11 protein-coding genes and 1 rRNA gene are annotated in these 10,655 nt (G+C 68.9%); 11 read left to right on the top strand and 1 reads right to left on the bottom strand.

What is annotated here, in order from left to right:
* The 11 genes from rrf to ACIPSE_RS42920 all read left to right on the top strand — a co-directional run.
* Positions 1-95 (top strand): 5S ribosomal RNA (gene rrf / locus ACIPSE_RS42970); the annotation flags it as partial.
* 107 nt (positions 96-202) lie between these two features.
* Positions 203-811 (top strand): CDP-alcohol phosphatidyltransferase family protein, encoded by a 609-nt coding sequence (locus ACIPSE_RS42965; RefSeq protein ID WP_401674585.1) that lies wholly within the window; start codon positions 203-205, stop codon positions 809-811.
* Positions 812-925: 114 nt separating this feature from the next.
* On the top strand, positions 926-3,421 hold the full coding sequence (locus ACIPSE_RS42960; protein ID WP_401674582.1) for a sugar phosphate nucleotidyltransferase: 2,496 nt from the start codon (positions 926-928) through the stop codon (positions 3,419-3,421).
* Between the two features lie 107 nt (positions 3,422-3,528).
* Entirely contained in the window at positions 3,529-4,434 is a 906-nt protein-coding gene (locus tag ACIPSE_RS42955; RefSeq protein ID WP_401674579.1) for a DUF881 domain-containing protein, read from the top strand.
* Positions 4,431-4,763: a small basic family protein gene (locus ACIPSE_RS42950; RefSeq protein ID WP_003988855.1), complete on the top strand. Its 333-nt coding sequence runs from the start codon at positions 4,431-4,433 to the stop codon at positions 4,761-4,763. Before ACIPSE_RS42955 ends, ACIPSE_RS42950 begins: the two co-directional genes overlap by 4 nt.
* A 5-nt stretch (positions 4,764-4,768) precedes the next feature.
* On the top strand, positions 4,769-5,602 hold the full coding sequence (locus ACIPSE_RS42945) for a DUF881 domain-containing protein (protein ID WP_401674576.1): 834 nt from the start codon (positions 4,769-4,771) through the stop codon (positions 5,600-5,602).
* A gap of 61 nt (positions 5,603-5,663) precedes the next feature.
* Complete coding sequence (locus ACIPSE_RS42940; protein WP_401674575.1) at positions 5,664-6,542, top strand: FHA domain-containing protein; 879 nt, start codon at positions 5,664-5,666, stop codon at positions 6,540-6,542.
* Between the two features lie 18 nt (positions 6,543-6,560).
* Complete coding sequence (locus ACIPSE_RS42935) at positions 6,561-7,298, top strand: MerR family transcriptional regulator (protein WP_401674572.1); 738 nt, start codon at positions 6,561-6,563, stop codon at positions 7,296-7,298.
* A gap of 77 nt (positions 7,299-7,375) precedes the next feature.
* On the top strand, positions 7,376-7,849 hold the full coding sequence (locus ACIPSE_RS42930; RefSeq protein ID WP_004002801.1) for a bifunctional nuclease family protein: 474 nt from the start codon (positions 7,376-7,378) through the stop codon (positions 7,847-7,849).
* Positions 7,850-8,079: 230 nt separating this feature from the next.
* Positions 8,080-8,742, top strand: coding sequence for a MerR family transcriptional regulator (locus tag ACIPSE_RS42925; protein WP_401674569.1), 663 nt, complete (start codon positions 8,080-8,082; stop codon positions 8,740-8,742).
* Positions 8,743-8,812: 70 nt separating this feature from the next.
* Complete coding sequence (locus ACIPSE_RS42920) at positions 8,813-10,195, top strand: DNA polymerase IV (protein WP_401674566.1); 1,383 nt, start codon at positions 8,813-8,815, stop codon at positions 10,193-10,195.
* Positions 10,196-10,265: 70 nt separating this feature from the next.
* On the opposite strand, the gene ACIPSE_RS42915 is transcribed toward ACIPSE_RS42920, so the two are convergent.
* Positions 10,266-10,637: a PRC-barrel domain-containing protein gene (locus tag ACIPSE_RS42915; RefSeq protein WP_401674563.1), complete on the bottom strand. Its 372-nt coding sequence runs from the start codon at positions 10,635-10,637 to the stop codon at positions 10,266-10,268.
* Positions 10,638-10,655 lie beyond the last annotated feature (18 nt).

Below are 10,655 nucleotides of genomic sequence, written 5' to 3'. Positions count from 1 at the left end.
AAACGCCCGGTTACATTCCGAACCCGGAAGCTAAGCCTCACAGCGCCGATGGTACTGCAGGGGGGACCCTGTGGGAGAGTAGGACACCGCCGAACTCCTTTTATAGCTCCGGCTCTTGGGCACACTGCCCGAGAGCCGGAGCTTTTTTGCGTTGATGTAAGGTCAGGGGGCATCGTAGGCACGTTTCACAGGAGGCCCCCGGGTGGAGGTCCAGGAGACTCGGGTTCAGACGGATCGGGTTCTCACCATCCCCAACATCCTCAGCATGGCGCGGCTCGTTGGTGTGCCGCTCTTCCTGTGGCTCATCCTCAGGCCCGAGTTCGGCGGCCCCAAGAGTGACGGCTGGGCCCTGCTGGTGCTCATGCTGAGCGGGATCAGTGACTACCTGGACGGCAAGCTCGCCCGGAGCTGGAACCAGATCAGCAGCCTGGGCCGGCTGCTGGACCCCGCTGCGGACCGGCTCTACATTCTCTCGACATTGGTCGGACTGACATGGCGCGAGATTCTGCCCATCTGGCTGACCGCGGCGCTGCTGGCGCGTGAGCTGGTCCTGCTGGTGATGGTGTGGATCCTCAGGCGCCACGGCTATCCGCCCCCGCAGGTGAACTTCCTCGGCAAGGCCGCCACCTTCAACCTGATGTACGCGTTCCCGCTGCTGTTGCTCAGTGACGGAAGTGGATGGCTCCCCTCACTCGCTGCTATTTTCGGATGGGCGTTCGCAGGGTGGGGTACAACGCTGTACTGGTGGGCAGGAGTGCTGTACGTGGTCCAAGTCCGCCGGCTGATCCGGACGGACGCCATGGCCGATTGAACTCGCCGATTGATGCGGTGAAGTGGCCCGATGGCCCGCTGCGGAAAAGTGCGGGACAATCTGGACGGGTGAAGTCGGCTAGACCGTCGTCTCTTAGAGGAGGACGCTTCCGACATGAAGGCCGTCGTGATGGCCGGAGGTGAAGGCACTCGCCTTCGCCCGATGACCTCAAGCATGCCCAAGCCGCTCCTGCCTGTGGCCAACCGCCCGATCATGGAGCACGTGCTACGGCTGCTCAAAAGGCATGGGCTCAACGAGACCGTCGTCACCGTCCAGTTCCTGGCCTCTCTGGTCAAGAACTACTTCGGTGACGGCGAAGAGCTCGGGATGGAGCTCTCTTATGCCAACGAGGAGAAGCCACTCGGTACCGCCGGAAGCGTCAAGAACGCGGAAGAGGCGTTGAAGGACGATGCCTTCCTCGTCATCTCCGGTGATGCGCTGACCGACTTCGATCTCACCGAGCTGGTGAACTTCCACAAGGAGAAGGGCGCGCTCGTCACCGTCTGTCTGACGCGTGTGCCGAATCCCCTGGAATTCGGAATCACCATTGTCGACGAAGAGGGAAAGGTCGAACGTTTCCTTGAGAAGCCGACCTGGGGGCAGGTCTTCTCGGACACGGTGAACACCGGTATCTATGTGATGGAGCCCGAGGTCTTCGACTACGTCGAGCCCGATGTGCCCGTCGACTGGTCCGGCGATGTCTTCCCGCAGCTGATGAAGGAAGGCAAGCCGATCTACGGCTATGTCGCCGAAGGGTACTGGGAGGACGTCGGTACCCATGAAAGCTATGTGAAGGCGCAGGCCGACGTCCTGGAGGGCAAGGTCGACGTCGAGATAGACGGCTTCGAGCTGTCGCCCGGGGTGTGGGTGGCGGAAGGCGCCGAGGTGCATCCCGACGCCGTGCTGCGCGGTCCCCTCTACATCGGGGACTACGCCAAGGTCGAGGCCGGCGCCGAAATTCGTGAGCACACGGTCGTGGGCTCCAACGTCGTCGTGAAGAGCGGGGCCTTTCTCCACAAGGCCGTCGTGCACGACAACGTGTATGTCGGGCCGCACAGCAATCTCCGTGGCTGTGTCGTCGGCAAGAACACCGACATCATGCGGGCGGCGCGGATCGAGGACGGCGCGGTCATCGGTGACGAGTGCCTGATCGGTGAAGAATCGATCGTTCAGGGCAACGTGCGGGTCTACCCGTTCAAGACCATCGAGGCCGGCGCCTTCGTCAACACCTCGGTCATCTGGGAGTCCAGAGGGCAGGCGCATCTCTTCGGAGCCCGTGGCGTCTCCGGCATCCTGAACGTGGAGATCACCCCCGAGCTGGCCGTGCGCCTCGCCGGTGCCTATGCGACCACGCTCAAGAAGGGGTCCACCGTCACCACTGCCCGTGACCACTCCCGTGGTGCGCGTGCGCTGAAGCGGGCGGTGATCTCCGCGCTCCAGGCCAGCGCCATCGACGTACGGGATCTGGAGAACGTGCCGTTGCCGGTGGCTCGGCAGCAGACGGCTCGGGGCAGTGCCGGTGGGATCATGATCCGGACGACGCCCGGGGTGCCGGACTCCGTGGACATCATGTTCTTCGACGGGCGGGGAGCCGACCTGTCGCAGGGCAGTCAGCGGAAGCTGGACCGGGTGTTCGCGCGGCAGGAGTACCGGCGGGCGTTCCCCGGGGAGATCGGGGATCTGCACTTCCCGTCCAGCGTGTTCGATTCGTATACCGGATCACTGCTGAGGAACGTCGACACGACCGGGATCGCCGAGTCCGGGCTGAAGGTCGTCGTCGACGCCTCCAACGGCAGCGCGGGGCTCGTGCTCCCCAGCCTGCTCGGCAAGCTCGGTGTGGACTCGTTGACGATCAACCCGGGGCTCGACGAGTCGCGGCCGACCGAGACCGGCGATGTGCGCCGGTCCGGGCTGGTGCGGCTCGGCGAGATCGTGGCGTCGTCGCGGGCCGCGTTCGGTGTGAGGTTCGACCCCGTCGGTGAGCGGTTGTCGCTCGTCGACGAGAAGGGGCGGATCGTCGAGGACGACCGGGCGCTGCTGGTCATGCTCGACCTGGTGGCCGCCGAGCGGCGCAGCGGGCGGGTCGCGCTGCCCGTCACCACCACCCGGATCGCCGAGCAGGTGGCGGCGTACCACGGGACGCAGGTCGAGTGGACGACCACGTCGCCCGACGACCTCACGCGGGTCGGACGGGACGACTCGACCATCTTCGGCGGCGACGGCAAGGCCGGCTTCATCGTCCCCGAGTTCAGCAGCGTGTTCGACGGTACGGCCGCCTTCGTACGGCTCATCGGGCTGGTGGCGCGGACGCAGCTCACGCTCAGCCAGATCGACGCGCGGATCCCGCGGGCGCACGTCCTCAAGCGGGACCTGGCGACTCCGTGGGCCGTGAAGGGGCTGGTCATGCGGCGGGTCGTGGAGGCGGCCGGGGACCGGTTCGTCGACACGACCGACGGGGTGCGGGTCGTCGAGACGGACGGGCGTTGGGTGATGGTGCTGCCCGATCCCGCCGAGGCCGTCACCCATCTGTGGGCCGAAGGGCCTGACGACGCCTCCGCGCAGGCCCTCCTCGACGAGTGGTCGGCCGTCGTGGACAGCGCCGGACGCTGAGAATCGCTCCACGCGCGCGTGCCGGACAAGTGTCCCCAAGGGGGCCTGTCCGGCACGCCGGTGGGGCCATTCGGAGGTAGTGGTCGCGACGTGCGACGATGTGCGGCATGCCGCAGCAGCCCCCCGTTCGGAGCACACCTACGCGCCCCCGGCGCCCGGACGCCTCCATGTCGCTGCTCACCAACGTCATGGACCACAGCCTCGACGACGGGTACGCCGAAGCGGCCGCACGCAAGAAGGCCGCGGGCGACGGCGGCATGCCGAAGACGCTGCGGGCGAAGCTCGGCCTGGCGGCCGGGCTGGTGCTCGCCGCCCTGGTCGTGACCGTCGGCGCGGCGCAGGCGCGCGTGGCGGCCCCCGTGGTGGCCAAGGAGCGCGAGGAACTGATCGACCGCATCGACGAGGAGACCGACGCGGCCGACAAGCTGGAGAAGTCCGTCGACCAGATCCGGGACGACGTCAGCGCCATGCAGCGCGAGGCGCTCCGGGACAGCGGCGGCAGCGGTCAGGCGGACCTGGTGGGTCTGCTCTCGGGGGCGACCGCCGTGCACGGCCCCGGGGTCAAGCTCGTCGTGAACGACGCCAAGGAGTCCACCACCGGGGGTGACGGCGACCCACGCGAGACCTCCGGGTTCTCCGACACCGGACGGGTGCGTGACCGGGACATGCAGCGGGTGGTGAACGGGCTGTGGGAGTCGGGCGCCGAAGCCATCTCGATCAACGGGCAGCGGCTGACGGCGCTCTCGGCGATCAGGGCCGCCGGTGACGCGATACTGGTCGACAACAGGCCGCTGGTGCCGCCGTACACGGTGCTGGCGGTGGGGGACGGGCAGAAGTTGAGCACGAGGTTCCAGAACAGTGCGGACGGGCTGTATCTCAACGCCCTCCAGGAGAACTACGGCATCAGGACGGCCATCTCCGTGGAGGGGGAGCTCCGGCTGCCCGCCGCAACGAGTGTGATCGTACGCACAGCACAGCCAAGCACCGAGAAATCCGAGAAGGGCACATCGTGATCGCCGTACTGGGCCTCGTCGTGGGAGTCGTGGCCGGCCTGTTGGTCCGGCCCGAGGTTCCGGCGGTCGTCGAGCCGTATCTGCCGATCGCCGTCGTGGCGGCGCTGGACGCCGTCTTCGGTGGTCTGCGGGCCATGCTCGACGGCATCTTCGACGACAAGGTCTTCGTGGTGTCGTTCCTGTCGAACGTCGTCGTCGCCGCGCTGATCGTGTTCCTGGGCGACAAGCTGGGCGTGGGTGCCCAGTTGTCCACCGGTGTGGTCGTCGTCCTCGGCATCCGCATCTTCTCGAACGCCGCGGCGATCCGCCGGCACGTCTTCCGGGCGTGAGGCCGATGAGCAACCAGGACGAGACGCCGGAGTACAGGCTGCGCCGGGAGCTGCCCGAGGAGGTGCCGGCGAAGGCTCCCGAGGTCCCGGCACCCCCGGTGGCCGCGGAGCCGGGCCTCACCGGCCGTCAGCGGCTGGCCCAGGGCCTGTGGCCGCCGCGGGTCAGCCGGGCCCAACTCATCGTCGCCCTGCTGCTGTTCGGCCTCGGATTCGGGCTGGCCGTCCAGGTCGCGTCCAACAGTGAGGGCGACAGCGCGCTGCGCGGGGCACGTCAGGAAGATCTTGTCCGCATCCTCGATGAACTGGATGACCGAACTCAGCGTCTAGAGGACGAGAAGGCGGGACTCGAGAAGCAGCGGGACGAGCTGGAGAACAGCTCCGACCAGGCCGAGGAGGCCCGCAAGCAGACGCTGGAGAAGGAGCGGCAACTGGGCATCCTGGCGGGCACGGTGGCCGCCCAGGGGCCCGGCATCACGATGACGATCGAGGACACGAAGGGGACGGTCGAGGCGGACATGCTGCTCGACGCGATCCAGGAGCTGCGCGCGGCCGGTGCCGAGGCGATCCAGGTGAACGGCGTACGGGTCGTCGCCAGCACCTACCTGACCGGCTCCGGCCAGAGTGTCAGCGTCGACGGGAACAAGATCGACGCGCCGTTTCGTTTCAAGGTCATCGGGAAGCCGCAGGATCTCGAACCGGCCCTCAACATCCCTGGAGGCGTGGTGCAGACTCTTGAGAAGGAGCAGGCCACCGTGACCGTCGAGCGGTCGACCAAGATCGTCGTGGACGCCTTGCGAGCGGCGAAGCAGCCTGACTACGCTCGGTCGTCCTCGGAGTGAACCGCGGGTGCATGGGCGACCTCCGCCCAGGGCATGAGGTTGCGGGGGGTCGGCGCACCGATTGGGTGGTGCGTGGTGGAAACTGTCTGGTGGATACGGACGTTGTGAGGATGTCGGTGTCGGCCGCTGTGTGCAGTCAGGGTTCGTCCTGCCCCACGGGCGGGTCTGTTTCGGTCAAGGGGAATCGCCCGTGAAGTTGTTTTCGAAGTTGTTCGGCAAGAGCGCGCGAGAGGGTAGCGACAACGCGAACGCGACCGCTCGTCATCGCGCACAGCCCGACGCGGAGGGCCAGCGCCCGTTGTTCCGGGACCAGGTTTCCGGTGGTCAGGGCGCGCCGTCTGTTGACCCTGCGCAGTCCGGCGGCATAGGTTTCGGGCAACCGTCAACCTCAACTACGGGTGGAGAGTTCATGTCGGCCCTGGTCTGTACGAGGTGCGGTAACCGCAACGCGGAGAACAGCCGCTTCTGCTCCAACTGCGGTGCTCCGCTGCGCGCCACGGCCGAGCGGCCCTCGGAGACGACCTCGACCATCTCGATCTCCGGGATCGAGGCGTACGACGCCGAGGTCACCGGCCAGACGCAGGTGCCCACGCTCTCCCCGGAGGCGCAGGCGGCCGTCGACGCGCTGCCGCTGGGCTCCGCTCTCCTGGTCGTGCGCCGCGGCCCGAACTCGGGCAGCCGCTTCCTGCTGGACGGCGACCTGACCACGGCCGGGCGTCATCCGCAGAGCGACATCTTCCTCGACGACGTGACGGTGTCGCGTCGGCATGTGGAGTTCCGTCGCCAGCCGGACGGCTCGTTCACCGTCGCGGACGTCGGCAGCCTCAACGGCACGTACGTGAACCGCGAGCGCATCGACTCGGTGCCGCTGAACAACGGGGACGAGGTTCAGATCGGCAAGTACCGGCTGGTCTTCTACGCGAGCCAGCGGGGCTACTGACCCCGTCAGGGAAGGTCCATGCTTCAAACACCCAGCGGCGGTGCCGGACACGGTACCGCCGCGGCGGACAGTGGACTCATGAGTATCGGCGCGGTGCTGAACCTGCTGCGCGACGAATTTCCCGAAGTCACCATCTCCAAGATCCGCTTCCTGGAGTCGGAGGGGCTCATCGAGCCGCGGCGGACCCCGTCGGGGTACCGCAAGTTCGGCGCGCAGGACCTCGAGCGCCTGAGCCACGTCCTGCGGATGCAGCGGGACCACTACCTGCCGCTCAAGGTCATCCGCGAGCATCTCGACGCCATGGCCCGCGGTGAGGCCGTCCCCCTGCCCCTGGTGGGACGCCAGCGGGACGGCGAGGGCCCGCCCGAGTACTTCGAGGCTCCCGCCGCGGCCCGGATCGGCCGCTCCGAGCTGCTGGCCGCCGCCGAGATCGACGAACGGGAGCTCGCGGAGTGGGAGTCCTACGGGCTCATCGCGCCGCTCCCGGACGGGGCGTACGACGCCGAGGTGGTCACCGTGGCGGCGCTCGTCACCGAGCTGGGGCGGTTCGGGATCGAGCCGCGGCACCTGCGGGCGATGAAGGCCTCCGCGGACCGTGAGGCGGGCCTCGTGGACCAGGTCGTGGCCCCGCTCAAGCGCCACCGCAACCCGCAGACCAGGGCGCACGCCGAGGCCCGTACGAAGGAACTGGCGGGGCTCACGGTACGGCTGCACGCGGCCCTGGTGCAGACCGCCCTGGGCGTACGGCTGCCCTGACGTTCGCGGACCGCGGATCGGGCGCCCGTTTCCGGCCCGACTACCCAAACGTCCCGGGCACGGCCTAGGGTTGCTGTGTGAACGAGCTCGATGTCGTAGGTGTCCGGGTCGAAATGCCCTCCAACCAACCGATCGTGCTCCTGCGTGAAGTGGGAGGCGACCGCTACCTCCCCATCTGGATCGGGCCGGGGGAGGCGACGGCGATCGCTTTCGCCCAGCAGGGCATGGCCCCCGCGCGACCGCTGACCCACGACCTGTTCAAGGACGTGCTGGAGGCCGTCGGTCAGGAGCTGACCGAGGTGCGCATCACCGATCTGCGGGAGGGCGTCTTCTACGCCGAGCTGGTCTTCGCCAGCGGCGTCGAGGTCAGCGCCCGTCCGTCCGACGCCATAGCGCTGGCCCTGCGCACCGGGACGCCGATCTACGGCAGCGACGGTGTGCTCGACGACGCGGGCATCGCGATCCCGGACGAGCAGGAGGACGAGGTGGAGAAGTTCCGCGAGTTCCTCGACCAGATCTCACCCGAGGACTTCGGTACCAGCAGTCAGTGACCCGGCCGGCTCGACAGGGGGTTCAGGCCGCCAAATGCAGGCATTTGCCAGCGGCGATTGAGAGCGTCCTGCGGCCCGCCCCGAGCGCATTCGGCTAGCCTTTCCCCGCGGATGGGTACGGCAAACCACTCCTAGGGTGATTATCACTCGGCTCGCCGAGTGTGGCGATCGTTGACGCACCCCGGGTGACTGCCTACCGTCGAGAAGGCAGGTCAAGGACGGAGGTCGGCGTGAGCAGCAGCGGCGACGGTACGGCTGGGGGTGCCCCCGGACGCAGTCTCGGGGCGAGTGGCCCGTACCCGCTTTACGGCAGCCCGTCGCAGGGCGGCCCGGCCGGTCATGCTCCGCAGCGACCGACGGCCGTGCCGAGCAGCGGCGGAGGGGCGGCGTCCATGGCGACCGAGGAGATCGGCTACCGCGGGCCCACGGCCTGCGCGGCGGCCGGCATCACCTATCGGCAACTCGACTACTGGGCGCGCACCGGGCTCGTCGAGCCGAGTGTGCGCTCCGCCCAGGGGTCCGGCACACAGCGGCTGTACAGCTTCCGGGACGTCGTCGTCCTGAAGGTCGTCAAGCGGTTCCTCGACACCGGGGTCTCGCTCCAGAACATCCGCACCGCCGTGCAGCATCTGCGCGAGCGCGGGTTCCAGGACCTGGAGCGGATGACGCTGATGAGCGACGGCGCCACGGTCTACGAGTGCACCTCGCCCGACGAGGTGCACGCGCTGCTCCAGGGCGGCCAGGGCATCTTCGGGATCGCCGTGGGCGTCGTGTGGCGGGACGTCGAGAGCGCGCTGTCGCAGTTGCACGGGGAGCGCGTCGACACCGGGGAGACGCTCGTCGGGCACAACCCCTCGGACGAGCTGGCGCGGCGCCGCAACCGGGCCGTCTGAACCGCTCCGGGGGTGACCCCGGGGTGCTGCGGGCGGGGCGTTGTCAGTGGTGTAGGGCAGCATCGGAGATGTGAGAACCGCACCCACGATCCTGCATCTCGACATGGATGCCTTCTTCGCCTCGGTGGAGCAGGCGTCCAAGCCGAGCCTGCGCGGGAAGGCCGTCGTGGTGGGTGGGCTGGGGCCGCGCGGGGTGGTGGCCACGGCGTCGTACGAGGCGCGGGTCTTCGGGGTGCATTCGGCGATGCCCATGGCGCAGGCGCGGCGGCTGGCGCCCAACGCCGCCTACCTCGTGCCGCGCTTCGGGCTCTACCGCACGATCAGCGAGCAGGTGATGGGGCTCCTGCGGGAGCTGTCGCCGCTCGTGGAGCCGTTGAGTCTGGACGAGGCGTTCGTCGATCTGGAGGCCGGTGGGACGGCATTCGACGAGGCGTCGGCGCGGGCGGCCGGGGAGAAGCTGCGCGGCGACATACGGGCCGTCACGGGGCTCACGGGGTCGGTGGGGCTGGCCGCGTCCAAGATGCTCGCGAAGATCGCGTCCGAGCAGGCCAAGCCGGACGGGCTGGTGCTGATCGACCCCGGAACCGAGCGGGCCATGCTCGGGCCGATGTCGGTGCGGATCCTGCCCGGGGTGGGGCCGGCCACGGGCGACCATCTTCGGCGGGCCGGGATCCACACCGTCGAGGAGATCGTGGAGGCGGGCGAGGACGAGCTCGTACGGCTGCTGGGCAAGGCGCACGGGCACGGGCTGTACGCGATGGCCATGGCGTACGACGAGCGGCCCGTCGTCGCCGAGCGGGAGACCAAGTCGGTGTCCGTCGAGGACACGTACGACGTGGACATCCATGACCGGACGCGGGTCGGCCTGGAGGTGCAGCGGCTGGCCGACCGCTGTGTGCGGCGGCTTCGGGGGGCCGGGCTGTCGGGGCGGACCATCGTGCTGAAGGTGCGGCGGTACGACTTCTCCACGCTGACGCGGTCGGAGACGCTGCGGGGGCCCACGGACGATCCGGCGGTGGTGCGGGAGGCCGCCGCGCGGCTGCTGGAGGCCGTGGACACGACGGGTGGGGTGCGGCTGCTGGGGGTCGGAGTGTCGGGGCTCGCCGACTACACGCAGGAGGATCTCTTCGCCCAGGCCGCGGAAGGGGTGGAGCTGGGGGAGGAGGACGCCGGGGAGGTCGTCGAGGACGGGGGTGAGGTCGCCGTCGAGCGGGTGTGGGTCGCGGGGCACGACGTGCGGCACGAGGAGTTCGGGCACGGGTGGGTGCAGGGGAGCGGGCTGGGGCGGGTGACCGTGCGGTTCGAGACGCCGGAGTCGGAGGTGGGGCGGGTCCGGACGTTCCGGGTCGATGACGTGGCGTTGGGGGTGGCCGAGCCGTTGCCGCTCGTGGCGGTCGAGTGCGGGGCGTCCGGCCTTCGGCCGGATCCGGGTTCTGCTCCGCATCACCCGTGACGGTGTTCGGGTGCGTGTGGTGAGTGGTCCCCTGCGGGCCCTCGAAGTCGGAGGCGGCCCCGGTCCGGGGCTACGGCTCGTCCGTGCCCGCCAGCCTGCCGAAGTCCCGGTCCGGGAAGGGCGGAGGCTCGGTCGTGTCCAGGCCGTAGTGGTGGTAGAGCTGGAGCTCCTGGTCGGGGGAGAGGTGGCGGCCCACGCCGAAGTCGGGGGCGTCCTTGATCAGGGCGCGCTCGAAGGGGACGTGGAGCGTGCCCTCGACCAGCTCGCTGGGCTCCAGGGGGACGAAGGCGTCCCGCGAGAAGAGCCCGGTGCGTATCGCGGCCCACTCGGGTACGCCGGTGGCGTCGTCGAGGTAGATCTCGTCGATCGTGCCGATCTTGGTGCCGTCGCGGTCGAACGCCTTGCGGCCGATCAGGTTGCGTGGATCGATGTCGGTCTGCACGGTCCCTCCACTCCAGTG

Origin of the sequence: Streptomyces sp. NPDC090106, assembly GCF_044747265.1 — a bacterium.
GTDB lineage: Bacteria > Actinomycetota > Actinomycetes > Streptomycetales > Streptomycetaceae > Streptomyces.
This window is presented reverse-complemented; position numbering and strand designations above follow the sequence as displayed.

Coding starts and splice junctions, on each gene's coding strand:
- ACIPSE_RS42960 (WP_401674582.1), top strand. CDS start 926: ATGAAGGCCGTCGTGATGGCCGGAGGTGAAGGCACTCGCCTTCGCCCG.
- ACIPSE_RS42955 (WP_401674579.1), top strand. CDS start 3,529: ATGCCGCAGCAGCCCCCCGTTCGGAGCACACCTACGCGCCCCCGGCGC.
- ACIPSE_RS42945 (WP_401674576.1), top strand. CDS start 4,769: ATGAGCAACCAGGACGAGACGCCGGAGTACAGGCTGCGCCGGGAGCTG.
- ACIPSE_RS42935 (WP_401674572.1), top strand. CDS start 6,561: ATGCTTCAAACACCCAGCGGCGGTGCCGGACACGGTACCGCCGCGGCG.